The sequence below is a fragment of the Pantoea endophytica genome, assembly GCF_002858935.1.
In the GTDB taxonomy this organism is placed as follows: Bacteria; Pseudomonadota; Gammaproteobacteria; order Enterobacterales; family Enterobacteriaceae; genus Pantoea; species Pantoea leporis.
Genome location: NZ_PJRT01000033.1, coordinates 195,136 through 212,492 on the forward strand (window position 1 = coordinate 195,136; position 17,357 = coordinate 212,492).

A 17,357-nucleotide genomic window follows, 5' to 3' on the forward strand; every position below is an offset into this window, starting at 1 on the left:
TATGGCATTTTTAAAAGAGAATAAACGCAAAACAGTAACGACATCGAACATTAATACTGACACAGTAATTAATATTAGCTTACGCGACAAATTTATAAAAGATCAAGATCGCTCTGCAAATTTTGAGCGTTTACTCTACGAAAATTGCCCTGCTATTCCTATTACTGACAACTATATAAATATTAAAATTGATAAACCTGGTTTTGTTTATGCTAATCGACAATCACTTGTAGTACGTATTTGTAATGCAATACACAGTTTAGATGCAACCGATCGGACTAAAGTAAATGTTTTTAATGAAACTGTACGTTTCTTAAAAATGGCAGATGAACAAAAAATCAAGAATGCTTTCTGCATTGACACGATATCAATGTATATAAAAAATCTTGTTAGCTCATATAATAAAGGAAGTAAAGGGAAAACATTATCCGGTCGTCAAAATTCCATTAAAGCTTTATTGAAAGCTATGGACTATGAACTATATAAAAAATGTGAAAGCATGTTTATTTCTTTTCCGGCAGATACGCAGAGTGTTTCTCCTTATACTGATGGTGAAGTTAAAGAGCTTTTTTCTGCATTGCAAGCTATATATATTTGTTATGCTGCGCATCTCGAAAATGGTACTAAGCCTAAAGCTTTTCCTCTTTATGAACTAAAAGATCTAGCAGGTAATCATAAATATAAAAATAAGACATCGACAGAGAGAACAGTCTCATATAAAAATAGTGATACTGTATGGTTATCTGACTTAGTTAGGGTGGCCTATTTTATGACATGTTTCTATACAGGTGCAAATGCATCATCGCTATTAAAGTTAAGATTGTCGGACTTCAGCGAAGAGCTATTTAAAGCTCTTAATAGAAAAACATATAAATTAAGCACAAAAAAAGGAAGACAGTCAGGTAGAACCAATGAAATTGATGTGGGTTTTACTAAGGAAGCAAGAGTTTTTTTTGAGAGCTGGATTAGCGTTAGCAAAAAAATAAATAATAATAAAGATGGTTTCTTGTATCCTAATCCCTCAGTTAATAATAGATCATATATGACGGATAGCAGTATGAGTATCTTGAATAAAACGTTTGTTGATCTTGGTTTACCTGCATTGAGTAGTCAACGATTTAGAAAGACAAAAGCTTCATTAATTATGAGAGCTACAGAGAGTGTTTTCTTTGTTTCTCAGGGGCTGAATAATTCCGTTGAAACAGTAGCAAAACATTATGCAGATGGTAACGCTGTTACCACTGAGTTCTCACTGGCTTCCGCACTGTATATCCGAGAGCAGACTGCCTTGGGAAAACCGTTAGATAAGGCCATCACTGAGAGTGCATTCCTGTACCACGACCCGCTTAAAGAGAGCGAAGCCGGTAAAGAATTTAAAAAACTGACCAATGGCTTAAGATGCGGTGGAGCATTTAAAGATAAGGCGATAAAAGTAAAAGAGGTACTGGTTAAAAATGGCTTGGCTGAACACAATGATGCGGTGGCTTGTCATAAATTTCTTGAGTGTTTTGGATGCAAGCATCACGCTATTGTCGCAGAGGTTGATGATATATGGCTTTTACTCTCATTCAACGATGTGATTCTGGAGTCTGTCACAAGGCCAGCGATTAACTCCCGCCCGTCAAACTTACTGAACAAAGTGAATAATACTATTCAGGTCATTATAGAGCGAATGAAAAGGGAGCACACTGCGGTATACAACGAAGCCTATGATAAATACTTGGATGGAATGCATCCTCTTTGGCAGGATACGAATGACCTGGAATTAATGCAGGGTATTTACTGATGAAAGAAGTTCTGAAATTTATTGATAGCAATAATATTTATGATGATCTGATCGTTTCTTTTGACACTGAAGGCAATCCATATAGCTACTATGGTTCTGATAAGTGGTACTTATGGTCATTAAGCTTTAATGTTTCTTTCTCCAGATTATCTGGTACGTTCAAGTCGACAGTAAAATACCTAGTTCACAAGGTGATATCTAATGATAGCTTGAAGTCAAAAAAAAGTGTTATTAAAAATATCATTGAGGGGGCTGTTATTTTTGAAAAATGCATCACTGGATGTAATGGAGTATCATATGACTTTATTGATGATGATGAGGATTTTAGGCGGTTATTAGTTGAAGCCAAAAGTAGAAGCTTAAAATTTAAAACATGGAAGAATAATCTTGTTTTTTTATCTCATTTACATAACGCAGAAGTAATAACCAGAGAGATAAAGAACTACGAAGAACTAGCATTATATTTATCTGTGAGTGGTGCATCAGTCTCACAAGCAGTATGCATTCCAGAATCTATTGCGTCTAAATATTATGGTGAGGCACTGAGCGTTATTGAAACTTATTATTCTTATAGAAATGAAATATCTTCATGCTATGATGATTATGTGTCTGAGTATTTAGAATCATCAAAACGCTATAAGTCTAATATTTCTGCAAGAAGATACGCACTTAAGAATGTTAAACGGCTACCAAAAAACATTGATATTCAATTTGACTATAGCGGCTCATGGTTATCCTGGCTCCGTGGAGCCTGTTATACCGTGATTGCAGCATTTACTGGCTGTCGGGATGGTGAGATAAAGTCTTTTGATATTGATTCCTATCAAGAGAAGAAATATGCAGGTATGACTGTTCCTGTTTTGCATGGTCTTGATACCAAACCTAATGCAGGAGGGGTAGCACGGCACACCTCATGGGTGACGATACCGAGTGTTAAAAAAGCTATCTTACTGCTTTGGGATGCATTTAGCTTTGCGCGTGAAAAGTGGCGAGAAAAAGCGGATTCAATAGTACATCCTGATGAAAGAAATGCTTTTCTTGAAAAGGTAGATAGCTTATTTGTTACGCTTCCCTATATGCGAGGACATCGACCTGAGGCTGGAAAACAATCATTAGCTCATTCTCTTAACACCTTCGTTAAATCCATTGGATATCGAGCTACAAAGGATGATGTTCAAGAGTTCGACTTATTAAATCCCTCAAGAAAAGGTGAGCTTAAAATTGGACAAATGTTGAAGGTTCATCCCCATGCATTTCGTCGGACTTTTGCTGTTTATCTGGTGCGTAATAAGTTGGCCTCTCTGCTAGATATTAAGTATCAGTTTAAGCATATGAATATAGCCATGACATCCTGGTATGCCAATCAGGCCAATATCGCTTCTTATGTTGATATGATGATTGATCAAGATCTCCAGGATGAAATTGCGGGTGAAAACCAGAACTATATGACAGATGTTTTTTACCATATTTATAATGAAGCTGAAACATTAGCTGGTCATGAAGGGAGAAGAATTAAAAACCTTAGGGCTGAGGGTGACACGCGTATCTACTTAAATCGCGAAGAAATTCGTAAGCAAGTTCAGGATGGTCGTCTTTCGATCGTGGAACACCCTGGAGGATACTGCACTAACCCAGATTGTGACAGAATTTGTGATATGACGACTTGCCAGTATAAAATCGTCACAAAAGACAAGGCAAAAAAACTCGTTAATATCAGAGAAAAATTAATTATAAAATATAATGATATTGAATCTCTTGGGCTGGATATGCCGAATGTTACCTCGAAATTATTTTACGAAATCAGGTCGATTGAACAGGTTTTATCCGAGCATCATCTTGAGTATGTTGCTTTTAATAAAAAGGACGCTTATTTGTGATTGATGAAGAAACACTCTCTGAGCGAGGTAAACTAACGATAATCAGGCTTGAACAGGCTCTTGAGCGTTTATTAAACGGCGTTCCTGAACGGACTCCCCACGATGGGCGAGTCAGTCTGAGCCGTATCAATCAGGAAGCGGGTCTGAGTTCGGGGGGTATCTACTATTACGATGAGTTTGTCCAGAAAGCTAAAAGAGCTATTCACGAAAGAAAGCTCGATAATGCAGTATCTACTATCGAGTCAGGTAAAGCCTCGGTGGATAAAATGCGCGTACAAAGGGATAAAGAACGCGAGTTAAAAGAGCGTTACAGGTCTCAACGAGACGATATCAAAGCCTTCTGCGATAAGATTATTGCTAAAAATGCCCAGTTAGAATTCTCTTTGTTCGAAGCATTAGATAAGATCGAGGATCTGGAAAGGGAAGTATCAGCACTCAAGGTTGTTGATATAAGCAGCAGGAGAAGTCAGTGATTTTGTACATAGCTGAAAAACCGAGTGTTGGCAGAGCTGTCGCAGATGTGCTGCCGAAACCACATCAAAAAGGGGACGGGTTTATTAAAACCGCAAACGGTGATGTGGTGACTTGGTGTATTGGCCATTTACTCGAACAGGCTGAGCCTGATGCCTATAACCCTGACTTTAAAAAGTGGCGTAGGGAACACTTACCTATTGTGCCTGTGGAGTGGAAACACTCGGTAAAGCCCGCCACTCAGAAGCAATTTAACGTTATAAAAAAACTGATTAATGAAGCCGATGTGTTAGTCAATATGGGCGACCCCGATAGGGTTGGGCAAATTCTGGTTGATGAGATTATCAATTATTGCGGTGTCCCAAAAGAGAAGCGTGAAGCAGCCAAGCGCTGTTTAATTAACGATATGAACGCTGATGCTATCCAACGTGCGTTAAATGACCTACGCCGCAATATCGACTTTATCCCTCTGGCTACTTCAGCATTAGCGCGTGCACGCGCTGACTGGCTCTATGGTATCAATATGACCCGTTTATGTACCTTACGAGGGCAGTCATCGGGTTATAACGGTGTGCTGTCTGTAGGACGGGTACAGACGCCGGTATTAGGTTTGGTCGTTAATCGTGATTTAGAAATCGAGAATTTTGTCTCTAAACCCTTCTATGACGTGTTTATCGATCTTAAAACCGATAAAGACCAAATTTATACGGCAAAATGGAAACCGAGTGCCGCCTGTGAACCCTATATGGATGAAGAGGGGCGACTGGTGCTGAAAAAGCTGGCTGAAACCGTATTGAAGAAGGTAACAGGCCAGCCAGGAACTGTGGTTGCGGTAACTGAAGAACGGGCGAAACAAGCTCCACCATTACCCTATAACTTGTCCGCACTGCAAATCGATGCTTCCAGACGTTTTAATCTCAATGCCCAGAAGACGCTGGATGTTTGTCAGCAGCTCTATGAGAAGCATAAGTTGATTACCTATCCTCGTTCAGATTGTCGCTATCTACCCAGCGGACACTTTGGCGATACACATAGAATCACTCAAGCGATCGTTAAAACTGTCCCAGGACTGGCGACAGCTGTTGAAATTGCCGATCTGTCAGTCAAATCTAAGGCGTGGAATGATGATAAGGTCAGTGCGCACCATGCCATTATCCCGACCAGTCGTGGGGTTGATACGAGTCGTCTGTCGCTTGATGAGCAGAACATCTATGAACTGGTCGCCAGACAGTATCTGATGCAGTTCTATCCGCCTTTTCAATATCAGGAAAAGCAGATTGATACTGAAGTCGGTGGTGGCTTGTTTATCAGCAGGCAAAAAGAGGTGGTTGATAAAGGCTGGAAGGTATTATTACCGGAGCGGAAATCATCATCTGAAGATCCCGAGTTTTCAGCAGTAAGATTGCCAGAAGTTATCAAAGGCGAAAGCGTCGTCTGTATTGATGGCAAGCTGGATGAAAAAAATACCTCGCCGCCACGCCACTTTACCGATGCTTCTTTGCTATCAGCTATGACGGGCATTGCCAGATACGTGACCGACAGGGCTATTAAAAAGGTACTTAGAGAGACCGATGGCCTGGGAACAGAAGCAACCCGAGCAGGCATCATTGAGTTACTGTTTAGGCGTGACTATCTGACCAAAAAAGGCAAAGAGATTCACGCCACGGATATTGGCCGCAGACTGATCCTATCTCTGCCAGAAGCCATGACAAAGCCCGATATGACGGCACATTGGGAATCTCAGCTAGAAGCGATTTCTGAGAAAAAGATTAAGTATGGTCAGTTTATGCAACCGATGGTTGATGGTCTGCATGTGTTTATTCATCAGGTCGACAATATTCGTTTTGAAGGATTGAGGGGCTTAGGCAAGGCTTCCTATAAAAAGCCATCAGCAAAAAAGTCTGCAAAACGGCAGAGTAAGGACTGATTGTAAGTAGTAGCAAGCTTGACACGACCTCCTGTAGCAAAGAAGGTTGCCATTTGTTTAGCAGCCTTCCTGATTTACATAGATAAGAGCTGATTAATTGCTCGTAGCTTGCCATTTAACTGGTTTAACTTTTCAGCGGTATCATGTTGTAATTTCATTATTTTAAGCTTCTGTTTCGGTATTTTTTCCAGAAGCTCTTGATAGGCCTCCTGTTCGTAGTGGATCAGCGTCAGCTCTTTTTCTAGTCTTTCTCTTTCAGAACAGAGCACAAGCTCTTCAGCATTAACCGTATGAAGTGGTTGAAGGTTTATCACACCAAATGAAAACAGGTAGCTGATATTTTTTATCCTCCCATCCGATCTCACCAGCCTCTGTTGCTTTAGCTGATAAACACCACGATCAATCAGCTCCGAAGCCTGTTTTTCAGAGAGTTGAAATTCGGTAATAGCGATATTAATCAATTCACTACGTAATACTTTATGACATGTTAATTGGTTTAAAATACGACGAAATTTTTTACTGCCGCTAAATAAGATCCTCTGGTTCATATCGGTAAAAACTCATAGGCCAAAAACTTAGGATTACTAAGTATACAGGAGTGAGAGAAACTTAGACAATCTAAGCATCCGAGACGCTAGATGATGAAAAAATTTTGCAGAATAATCCCTTCCCCGAACGACTCAAGCAGGCCAGAAAAAAAGCCGGTTTGTCCCAAAAGGATCTGGGGATCAAAGCCGGTATGGATGAAGGCTCGGCTAGCGGACGTATGAATCATTATGAAAAGGGGCGGCATATCCCTGATATGGATATGCTAAAGAGGCTGACCAGTGAACTTGGCGTTCCGCTGAGTTACTTTTTTTGTGAAGATGAGCTGAGTGCGGAACTCGTTTGTCTGTTTAATAATCTGGATGAACAGTCAAAGTTGAATCTGATTAGTAAACTGCGTCAAAGCCTATGATTTTTGAGAAAAATTAACCATGAACTACTATGCAGAGGATCACTTCTAGGTAATTAAATTAACTAGGAAGTGACATGAAAAAACTTAAATCACAGTATAAAAAAGTATCTACCCATACTTATGGGCTAAGATCTTGGCGTTGGTATCCGAATCTCCGTAGCCATTACCATAAATATTTTAGTACATATCAAGAGAAAAGTTTCTATGCTCTTCATTGTATTGAGTACCGAGATTATTCATTGAAGTTGAGAGCAGCACGAGGTTCATGCTTAGCAGATCCTTGGGATGACTTGCCCGCTTATACAATGAAAGTGGCTAAGAGCTGGAAACATAACTCACGACGTCGGTATCAATATTTTCGTGAGTAATACTGAAAAGTAGGCTGTGGTTGAACTCATGGCCTATTTTTTTGTTGCTAATGAGAGACTAAACAACAAAACCTGATTCTACTCATGATCTCCGTTAAAATTAGATGATATATGTAGTTACCCAATATTGAAACATTGTGCTAATTTGCCGTGATAGTCAGTACATAGCGGAGTTTCATCGTTATCAAGATTATAGAGGTTCAGTGCAGAGTAACTCTGGCAAAATGATAAATAATAAAAAATGAATCTCTTCTAGATGAAAAAAAGTAGTAAGTTAGAATAATTTTACGTATGGAATAGAATCTGAACTAACCTTATCGTCATTGGTATCAATCAACACTAATTTTGAAGATCATTCTCGTAAATATTATAAGGCTATCTATGTCATCTTCTAATAAAAATCAACAAATTGCGATACATCATCATAGTGGCCCATTACTGATCATTGCCGGTCCGGGTTCAGGAAAAACTTATACACTCGTTGAACGCATTATCAATCTCGTTATTGTTCACGCAGCGGCTCCTGATCAGCTACTGGTTGTCACCTTTACGGAAAAGGCAGCACAAGAGCTTAAAACACGACTATCAAACAGGGTTATTGAGTTAGGTATAGATTTCAATATCAATGAGATGTACTTAGGAACCTTCCACTCAATCTGCCTGAGGATATTAGAGGAATATCGCGAATATACTCGTTTGAAGCGCTCCTTCGTATTGATGGACCAGTTTGATCAACAATATTTTATTTATCAGAAGCTGCGAGAATTCAATAATATCGAGGGTATCGAATATATTCAGGGGGAACAAAAACTTCCAGCGTGGATAAAATCAGAAAATTTAATCGGATGGTTAAATAAAGTTTCTGAAGAGGTATTGGATGTTGAAGAGTTATGTCGTTCTTCAGATGTAGCAATTAATGCCTTAGGTAACAGCTATAAAGTGTATCAAACACTGCTAGCTAAAAATAATGCTTTAGATTTCTCCTGTATCCAGCTCGAAACCTACTATCTCCTTCGTGAGAATCCACATCTACTTAAGAAACTTCAAGAGAAACTTGAATACCTTATGGTCGATGAGTATCAGGATACGAATACAATTCAAGAAAAATTACTCTACCTCTTAATGGGAGAAAAACAAAACCTCTGTGTTGTTGGCGATGATGATCAAGCTCTGTATCGTTTCCGTGGTGCAAGTGTACGCAATATTCTTGAATTTCCTCAAAAATTTCCACTAGGTCGGTGTCAGCAGGTTAAATTATCCATCAACTATCGTTCTCATCCTGAAATTGTTAGGTTTTACGATACATATATGCAAGAGAAGCCTTGGCTGAGAAAAGGAATCAATTATCGTTATTCTAAGAATATTGTTGCTCGAGATGGTATTTTTCCGAATGGTCCGACGGTAGTTAGTGCCATTACTCCTGAAGGAGATGATTGGCATGATGATGTTTATCAGCTATTAATTCATCTGAGAGACAATGGTAAACTGAAAGATTGGAATCAGGTTGCTTTCTTATTTCGGTCAGTGAAAAACGATAAAGTGAAGTTACTGGCGAAATTTCTTGAAGATAAAGGGATTCCAGTTTATTCCCCACGCGCAAACCTGTTTTTTGAGCGAGAAGAAATTCGTTTAATGCTCGGAGTACTACATCTCGTTTTTCCGATGGTTCTACCTGATCGAAAAAAGCGTATTCAGGAAGGTAAGACTTTACCTATTTGGACCTATTATGAGCAACAATGTCTGTCACCGCTTATCTCTGAACTTAGTAAAATAGAACACTTAGATTTAGTCTCTTGGTGTAAGAAAAAAGCACATGAACACATTAAATTAACTAAAAGTGCTGATAATTCCTTCTTAGGGATATTTTACGAGATATTGCAATTTCCGCTGTTCTCTAAATATTTGGATCAAAAGAATGGCAATGCACGTGCGCAAAGAAATTTAGCACAGTTTAGCCGAATGCTTGGCAAGTTTGAGTATCTACATCATATCAGTGTGTTAAATCCTAAATATATAGAACGGAATTTGAGAGATCTTTTTGATAACTTTCTAAGATTTTTACATGACGGAGGGATTGATGAGTACGAAGATATGTCCGAGTATGCTCCTTCAGGTTGTATCTCCTTCTTAACCATACACCAGTCAAAAGGATTAGAGTTCCCTATTGTTTTTGTTGGTTCTCTTGAAGCAACTCCTCGTAAGCAATATACGGATCTTGACGAAATTATCGAAACCCAATATATGGGGAAAAAACCATTTGAACCATTAGATGACACGAAATATTTTGATTTCTGGCGGCTCTATTATACTGCATTTTCACGGTCGCAAAATTTACTTATACTCACAGGTCAGGGAAAATCGGGGCATGGAAGAACACCGTCTCGGCATTTTGTCGATTGCACTGCAAGTTTAACGTATTGGCGCGAGGCTAAATTTCAACTTGCTGCGTTAGATATTGAGTCAGTAAAAGATGTGAATATAAAAAATGAGTATGCCTTTACATCTCATATTACATTATTTGAAACCTGCGCAGAGCAATACCGGTTATTTAAAGAGTTAGAATTCCAGCCGGTCAAAGCAAGCCCCATGCTATTTGGTACGTTAATTCATGAAACCCTTGAAGATATTCATAAAATAGCTCTTAGAGATGAAGGATTCAAAATTACCAAAGATAATGTCAAGATTTGGTTGATGGATAATTATCAAAACCTAGCAAATCGTGAACGAATGTATTTGGGAGAATCCACATTAGGTGCGGCGTTGAACCATGTGATGCGCTATGTCGAGCGAAAGAATGACGATTGGTCTGATATCAAAGAAACGGAAGTCGATATTTCTTTAGTTAAAAGTCACTATATACTAACAGGCAGCGTCGATTTAATTAAAGGTGCTGATGGAACAGTCGAATTGGTGGACTTTAAGTCAGAACGAAAACCTGATATGGAGCGTGATAAAGAACGTATCCAGCATCATAAAAGACAGCTTGAGATCTATGCTCATTTGGTAGAAGAGCGCTATGGTTATCAAGTGAGCAAAATGCACCTATATTTTACCGGTGAAACCAATGGATTACCGAACATATCTTTTAACAAAACAAGTGGTACGATCGACAAAACGGTAGCGGAATTTGATAGAATCGTTGGCAGGATTGAGAGCAAGGATTTTTCGCTCAAGTCACGACCAGATAAGACCTGTGTTGACTGTAGTGCAAGAGCCTACTGTGACCGAAAGAATTGGAATTTCTGTGGTTGAGCGAAATGAGGTAAAAATGAAGAGATTAGAGGTAAATATGGCCAACGAAGAACAAACTAACATCGAAAAGTATGAATTTGAGCCAATTAAAGGCTATCCGATGCTGAACTGGAAAGGAAAGCGCCCGTTTCGTTCTACACAATATTTTCCTGCGCAGTTAAAAGAAGTGTATGGGCATGAAGATGAAAATGGCTGGATAAATAAAATTTTTTGGGGGGATAACCTTCAAGTCATGAGCCATCTGCTCAAAAATTTTCGTGGGAGAGTAGATCTTATTTATATCGATCCCCCTTTTGATTCAAAAGCCAATTATGGGAAGAAAATTAAATTAAAGAATAAAAGTGGTATTAACGGCGACCAAAATTCTTTCGAAGAAAAACAATATACAGATTTATGGAGTAATGATGAATATCTTCAATTTATGTATGAAAGATTAATTTTGTTAAAAGAATTACTATCTGATACCGGTTTGATTTATTTACATTGTGACTATCATAAATCTCATCATTTGCGATGTATTTTAGATGAGGTTTTCGGTCAGGAAAATTTCATCAATGAGTGTATTTGGAAAAGAACTACTGCTCATGGGGATTCAAAACAAGGGGCAAAAAGATATGACATCGTTCACGATAATATTTTGTTATATTCCAAAACATCAAGCTTTAAATGGAATACCCAGTTTGTCCCGTTTTCGGACGACCAGATAGCTCAACAATATAATAAAGAAGACGAGAATGGGAGAAAATACCGCCTTGTAACACCAACAGCATCTAAACCTGGAGGTGATACATCTTATGAATATAGAGGAGTTACACCTCCTCCTGGACGTTTCTGGGCTTATAAAAAAGAAACCATGAGGAAATTTGAAGAAGAAGGTAAACTATATTTTAGTAGCACAGGACAACCATATATAAAATATTTTCTAGATGAAAGGCCTGGTGTTGCTGCATCAACATTGTGGTCGGAAATTCCTATTTTATCGCCAACGGCAAAAGAAAGATTACATTATCCGACTCAAAAACCAGAAGCATTGATAGAACGGATTATAAAAACAGCAACTGATGAAGGAGATTTGGTTCTTGATGTATTTATGGGGTCGGGAACAACTCAGGCTGTATCAAGTCGTTTGAAAAGAAAATTTATAGGGAGTGATATTAATCTTGGAGCGGTACAAACAACTACCAAGAGATTGGCCTTACGTGAAGCTGACTTTGAAGTTTATAACGTAAATAACTATGAGATTTTTAGGAATCCACTAGAAGCAAAAAGCTTACTGATTGAAGCATTGGAGGTTCAATTAATTGATGGCAACATAATCTATGATGGCGAAAAAGAAGGCTACAAAGTCAAGATTATGCCAGTTAACCGTATTGCAACGAAAGAAGACCTCAACGAATTAGTCGCAAATTTTCCATATAAAAAATTTGAGGAGCGTAAGGCTGCTAACGCAAATAAACCTGTCGAAAATATTATGCTGATTTGTATGGGGCATGAGCCAGGCTTGGGTGCTGCACTTGAAAATGAATGCGGTTATAAACTAAAAATCGAAGTGGTTGATATTTTACGTGATAAGTCAGATTTAATCTTTAAATATGATTCAGAAGCAATCATTAAAATTAAAGACGGTAAATTGGTCATAGATGAATTTTATCCCCGTAACTTGCTGCAAAAACTTAGCCAGCAAAAAGAAGATATTAACGAGTGGCGAGAGATGGTGGAGTCTATCATGATCGACTGGAATTACGATGGTGCCGTTATGGAGCCAGTTGTTATCGATATCCCAGATAAAAACGAGTTTGTTGTAGGCGAATATAAGATCCCTGAGGGTGCAAGCAACATTAAAATTAAGATCACGGATTTGCTCTCTGAGTCTTACGAAGAGGTGATCGCACATGGCTAAAGGTGCTCAAGACAACTTCGAACTTAATAACTCGTTTTATATCCACCTACATGAGTTTTACAAGCAGAAACGTGGTTTCGTGCGTAAGAATTATACTCGACTGAGTAAGGCGTTCCTCGATTATAATGATCCTTCACGACCAGGGAGTTTTCTCCGAATCCCTCAATTTGAAGCGCTTGAAATCTATGTGTTTATTAAAGAATTTTTAGATAATAAGCCTGTTTATCAGTTGTTTGAAGATTGGTATACCAGCCAAGGTAAGTTTGAAGGACGTGTAACAGGTATTGAGGCAGTTGAAGGTCAAATAGTACAAGGTGATATGTTTTGGGAGATGTCCCAACAAGATTACAAAGGTATCTTTAAAAATATGAAGGCCAGCAATGCTGGTCGTTTGTATCCAAACTATATTTTTGCCCTGACCATGGGAACGGGTAAAACCATCCTGATGGCAACTTGTATCTTTTACGATTTCCTCGCAGGTAATAAAAAAGGTAACGATGAACGCTTTATTCAAAATGCGCTTATCTTTGCCCCAGATAAAACCGTTTTACAGTCACTAAGAGAAATTGAATCGTTCAGTCACGCCAAGGTTGTGCCACCAGAATATATGCCAATCGTAGCGGAATTTAAGTTTCACTATCTTGAAGATGCAGGTGTATCACTCAATACGCTTGATGGTTCAAAGTTTAATATTATTGTATCTAATAGCCAGAAAATAATCCTAAAACGCGATAGTAAAAGTAAATCAAGCGTTGATAGATTGTATAGCTCAGGCAAAGATATTTACCAAGGCTTAGGCGATATTGGTGATGCAGTTGCTGGTATCTTGGATATCGATCCAGATTCACTTGCGGTAGCACCTGAAACCGAAGGTGATCTGGTTACAAACCAGCGTTTTGAAAAATTAAAAAGACTGCCACAGTTAGGGATCTTTGTTGACGAAGCCCACCATGCTTTTGGAGATCAATTAGCCAAAGATATGGGGGTGAAAAAAGCCGCTAATTCTCTGCGTAAAACTATTGATGAGCTGGCTATTAACTTAAAACATGCTGGTACTCGAGTTGTAGGTTGTTATAACTATACGGGAACACCTTATGTTGGTAAAAGTGTTCTTCCTGAGGTGGTGTACGCTTATGGTTTGCGCAAAGCTATCGATAACAATTATTTGAAACAAGTTCGTCTAAATGGCTACAGTAATACAAGGCACGAAGATTTCCTCGAGATTACGATTAATAACTTTCTCGACGAAATGCACCATTTAAGTGAAACATCATTGGATATAAATGGCCAAGAGATTACCAAGCCTTTTAGACCGGGAAATATGCTCCCGAAAATGGCTATCTTTGGTACTACGATCGAAGAGATTACGACAGAAATTCGCCCTGCAGTAGAGAATGTTCTAGCCAAACGTGGGATTTCATCAGACAGAATTCTGGTAAACGTAGGTGACGCTAAAGTTACAACCGATGACGATATCCGTGAGTTTAACCGTCTTGACACACCTCAATCAGAAAAACAATTTATCCTGTTGGTTAATAAAGGGCGTGAAGGTTGGAACTGTCGCTCTCTATTCTCTGTAGCTCTGTACCGTGAGCCAAAATCAAAAATATTTGTGCTTCAGGCTACTATGCGCTGCTTACGTGCTATTGGCAAAGTACAATACACAGGTCATGTTTATCTCACTCAGGACAATCTGAAATTGCTCGATAAAGAGTTAGAAGCTAACTTCCGAGTATCAGTGGATGATATTAAAGAGCCTGATCCGAACAAAGAAACTGTTCATATTCGTGTACTACAACCACCAGTTAAGATCCCAATTAAGCGTGTCAGACGTAGTTACAAATTGGTGGAAAAGGATGAAATTGTACAGGGCTATAAGATAGGCTTAGACATAATAGAACTCAATGATTATCGTTTAATCCATGAGGTTCGTGAAGGCATGAGAATGCCTGATGACCTTGGTAATACGAAAAAAGCGATAAGAGATGATCTTTCTTATCTAAAAGTTCAGAGAAAATTCTCACGTATTTCTCTGGTCGCTGATATTGCACGTTACCTCAATAAACCGTGTATTGAGATCGATAAAATTATCTCTTTAACAGAAGAAAGCTTTGATGGAATATTAGCCTTAGTAAATCAGTTTAACGAAGTACTTTATGACCAAGTGATTCCTCGTCTATTTAAGGCGATGTATGACATCAATTCTGAGAGTATCGAAGAAGAGTTCGAAGTCGAATTGGTTACAGAACCGCCGATAGATCCTGGTTATTACACTGTGACAGCGGCTAAAGATAAGATTATTCGTAAATTAGATTCTGAGGTATCTAAGATAGCGGAGCGCAGTTTCCACTTAGATAATTACTGCTTTGATTCTAATCCAGAAAGACAGTTTTTCTGGGATATGCTGCATAACGATAAGGTAGAAAAAATCTGGTTCACTGGCATGCTAACACATGGGCAAAGTGATTTTGTTATTCACTATGTAGATTCCGATACTCAGCGAGTCCGTAGTTACTATCCTGATTTTCTGATCAAGAAACAGGATGGTTCTTACGTGATGATTGAAGTTAAGGGCGAACATATGATTGACTCTCAGAATGTAAAGGACAAACAGGAAGCCGCTGAACTTATGGGGGTTTCAGCTGGAATAGGTTATGAAATTATTAGGGGGAAAGATGCCGCAGCTGGTTCGTACGGGCGAGACTTCTTAAATTAATAAAAATAATCCAATAAAGCCTCTTCTTGTAGGGCTTTATTGGATAACTAATTAGTGCTGGAAGTTAGTAAAACCTGCATGGCTGACTTACCTTATGGAAAGGTGTTTGTATGAAAATCCCCAAAACCATGAAATCAATATTTCTCCATAAAAATCATAATAATAAATATTTTCACAAAAAAATCTTGTAACAGTAATCGTGAAGGTCAACTGCTGGTGGATGAAGTGCTGGATTATCTGCAGCTCGCACCAGAGAAACGTAAAGCGGTGCAGCGCTGCCTGATTAACGATCTTAATCCTTCGGCGGTTGAACGTGCGGTTGGGCGCTTACGTGAGAACCGCGAATTCATTCCGCTGTGTGTGTCTGCGTTAGCGCGTGCGCGCGCCGACTGGCTGTACGGCATCAACATGACGCGCGCCTTTACCTTGCTGGGCCGTAACGCCGGTTACGACGGCGTGCTGTCGGTTGGCCGCGTGCAGACGCCGGTGCTGGGTTTAGTGGTGCGCCGCGATGAAGAGATCGAAAACTTTATCCCTAAGGACTATTTCGAAGTTAAAGCGCACATCGTCACGCCCAAAGACGAGCGTTTTGTCGCGACATGGGTGCCAAGCGATGCTTGCGAGCCGTGGCAGGATGAAGAGGGGCGTTTGCTGCATCGTCCGCTGGCGGATCACGTGCTTGAGCGCATTAATGGTAAGCCGGCGCTGGTCACCGGATATAACGACAAACGTGAATCCGATACCGCACCGCTACCATTTTCGCTTTCTGGCCTGCAGATCGAAGCCGGTAAGCGCTTTGGCCTCAGCGCGCAGAACGTACTGGATTGCTGTCAGCGGCTTTATGAAACCCATAAGCTGATCACCTACCCGCGTTCCGATAGCCGCTATCTACCCGATGAGCACTTTGCCGGACGCCATGCGGTGCTGAACGCCATTCAGGCGCATCAGCCCAATCTGACACCGCCAACGGATTTTAATCCCGATCAGAAGAACCGCTGCTGGGACGACAAAAAGGTCGATGCGCACCATGCCATCATTCCCACTGCGCGTGCCAGTAAGGTTAATCTGACCGAAAATGAGGCCAATATTTACGGCCTGATCGCCCGCCAGTATTTAATGCAGTTTTGCCCGGATGCGGTGTTCCGCAAATGCGTTATTGATCTTGATATCGGCGGCGGAAAATTTATCGCCAAAGCGCGTTTTCTGGCCGAAGCCGGCTGGCGTGCGCTGCTCGGCAGCAAAGAGCGTGACGAGGAGAACGATGGCACGCCGCTGCCGGTCGTCGCTAAAGGTGATGAGCTGCTGTGCGAGCGCGGCGAAGTGCTGGCGAAGCAGACGCAACCGCCGCGTCCGTTTACCGATGCGACGCTGTTGTCTGCGATGACCGGCATCGCCCGCTTTGTGCAGGATAAAGAATTAAAGAAAGTGCTGCGTGCAACCGATGGTTTAGGTACGGAAGCGACGCGTGCGGGCATTATCGAATTGCTGTTCCGCCGCACTTTCCTGGTGAAAAAAGGCCGTTATATTCATTCAACGGATGCAGGCAGGGCGTTGATCCATGCACTGCCAGAAATGGCCGCCCGGCCCGATATGACGGCGCAATGGGAATCGACGCTTACCCGGATTAGCGAGAAGTCTTGTCGCTATGATGAGTTTATGCAGCCGCTGGTCAGCACCTTGATTGGGCTGATTGGTGAAGCACGCCAGCGACCGTCGTTACAGGCCTTTCGCGGATTGACAGCGCCTGGGGCCAAAAAGAAAGCCAAACCGAAAACGGCTCGTCGCAAAACCAAGGAGACAGAGTGATGCGTTATGCAATGATGTTGCTGGGCGGATTGCTGTTATGCAGCACCTCGGCGCTGGCCAACCGCCAGCCGGAAAACAATCGTATGGGCAATACCGATGTGGTGGTGGATCTGCCGCCAGAAGCTTGGACACAAGGGCAAAACAATCGTCAGAGCAATTGCATGCAGTGCTGTACCTATGAGAACCGCAGTTATTCTGAAGGTGCGGTGGTCAAAGCAGAAGGCGTGTTATTGCAGTGCGGCAGGGATGAGAAGGTATTAGGCACTAATCCGCTTATCTGGAGAATCATCAAATAA

General features: G+C 40.5%; 10 protein-coding genes and 1 pseudogene. 10 read left to right on the plus strand and 1 reads right to left on the minus strand.

Going from position 1 to position 17,357, the window contains the following annotated elements; genetic code table 11:
* Position 1: 1 nt before the first annotated feature.
* Genes PZBJ_RS21650 through PZBJ_RS21665 form a run of 4 tightly spaced genes read left to right on the plus strand, consistent with a single transcriptional unit; the run spans position 2 to position 6,061 of the window.
* Positions 2–1,786 (plus strand): site-specific integrase, encoded by a 1,785-nt coding sequence (locus PZBJ_RS21650; protein ID WP_101764224.1) that lies wholly within the window; start codon positions 2–4, stop codon positions 1,784–1,786.
* Positions 1,786–3,663: a site-specific integrase gene (locus PZBJ_RS21655; protein ID WP_101764225.1), complete on the plus strand. Its 1,878-nt coding sequence runs from the start codon at positions 1,786–1,788 to the stop codon at positions 3,661–3,663. Before PZBJ_RS21650 ends, PZBJ_RS21655 begins: the two co-directional genes overlap by 1 nt.
* On the plus strand, positions 3,660–4,136 hold the full coding sequence (locus tag PZBJ_RS21660; RefSeq protein WP_101764226.1) for a hypothetical protein: 477 nt from the start codon (positions 3,660–3,662) through the stop codon (positions 4,134–4,136). The genes PZBJ_RS21655 and PZBJ_RS21660 overlap by 4 nt, the downstream gene beginning before the upstream one ends.
* The gene (locus PZBJ_RS21665; RefSeq protein ID WP_101764227.1) at positions 4,133–6,061 is read left to right on the plus strand and encodes a DNA topoisomerase III; all 1,929 of its coding nucleotides are present in this window, start codon (positions 4,133–4,135) and stop codon (positions 6,059–6,061) included. Before PZBJ_RS21660 ends, PZBJ_RS21665 begins: the two co-directional genes overlap by 4 nt.
* 74 nt (positions 6,062–6,135) lie before the next feature.
* On the opposite strand, the gene PZBJ_RS21670 is transcribed toward PZBJ_RS21665, so the two are convergent.
* Positions 6,136–6,609 carry a VspR family transcription factor gene (locus tag PZBJ_RS21670; protein ID WP_101764228.1) on the minus strand — a complete coding sequence of 158 codons (474 nt, stop codon included), beginning with the start codon at positions 6,607–6,609 and terminating at the stop codon, positions 6,136–6,138.
* A gap of 104 nt (positions 6,610–6,713) precedes the next feature.
* Between PZBJ_RS21670 and PZBJ_RS21675 the strand changes: the two genes are divergently transcribed.
* The 6 genes and pseudogenes from PZBJ_RS21675 to PZBJ_RS21705 all read left to right on the plus strand — a co-directional run bounded on the left by PZBJ_RS21675 (position 6,714) and on the right by PZBJ_RS21705 (position 17,357).
* On the plus strand, positions 6,714–7,019 hold the full coding sequence (locus tag PZBJ_RS21675; RefSeq protein WP_338064772.1) for a helix-turn-helix domain-containing protein: 306 nt from the start codon (positions 6,714–6,716) through the stop codon (positions 7,017–7,019).
* 749 nt (positions 7,020–7,768) lie between these two features.
* Complete coding sequence (locus PZBJ_RS21685; protein ID WP_101764231.1) at positions 7,769–10,639, plus strand: ATP-dependent helicase; 2,871 nt, start codon at positions 7,769–7,771, stop codon at positions 10,637–10,639.
* Positions 10,608–12,539, plus strand: a complete 1,932-nt coding sequence (locus tag PZBJ_RS21690) for a DNA methyltransferase (protein WP_206098229.1) — start codon at positions 10,608–10,610, stop codon at positions 12,537–12,539. Before PZBJ_RS21685 ends, PZBJ_RS21690 begins: the two co-directional genes overlap by 32 nt.
* On the plus strand, positions 12,532–15,255 hold the full coding sequence (locus PZBJ_RS21695) for a DEAD/DEAH box helicase family protein (protein WP_101764233.1): 2,724 nt from the start codon (positions 12,532–12,534) through the stop codon (positions 15,253–15,255). Before PZBJ_RS21690 ends, PZBJ_RS21695 begins: the two co-directional genes overlap by 8 nt.
* A 195-nt stretch (positions 15,256–15,450) precedes the next feature.
* Positions 15,451–17,061, plus strand: a pseudogene (locus tag PZBJ_RS21700) (DNA topoisomerase III); the annotation flags it as partial.
* Positions 17,061–17,357 carry a YnjH family protein gene (locus PZBJ_RS21705; protein WP_101764234.1) on the plus strand — a complete coding sequence of 99 codons (297 nt, stop codon included), beginning with the start codon at positions 17,061–17,063 and terminating at the stop codon, positions 17,355–17,357. The pseudogene PZBJ_RS21700 and the gene PZBJ_RS21705, both read left to right, overlap by 1 nt.

What these genes read in the sequence shown, in the direction of transcription:
- PZBJ_RS21650 (WP_101764224.1), top strand. Translation starts at nt 2, where the DNA reads ATGGCATTTTTAAAAGAGAATAAACGCAAAACAGTAACGACATCGAAC.
- PZBJ_RS21655 (WP_101764225.1), top strand. Translation starts at nt 1,786, where the DNA reads ATGAAAGAAGTTCTGAAATTTATTGATAGCAATAATATTTATGATGAT.
- PZBJ_RS21670 (WP_101764228.1), bottom strand. Translation starts at nt 6,609, where the DNA reads ATGAACCAGAGGATCTTATTTAGCGGCAGTAAAAAATTTCGTCGTATT.
- PZBJ_RS21685 (WP_101764231.1), top strand. Translation starts at nt 7,769, where the DNA reads ATGTCATCTTCTAATAAAAATCAACAAATTGCGATACATCATCATAGT.
- PZBJ_RS21695 (WP_101764233.1), top strand. Translation starts at nt 12,532, where the DNA reads ATGGCTAAAGGTGCTCAAGACAACTTCGAACTTAATAACTCGTTTTAT.
- PZBJ_RS21705 (WP_101764234.1), top strand. Translation starts at nt 17,061, where the DNA reads ATGCGTTATGCAATGATGTTGCTGGGCGGATTGCTGTTATGCAGCACC.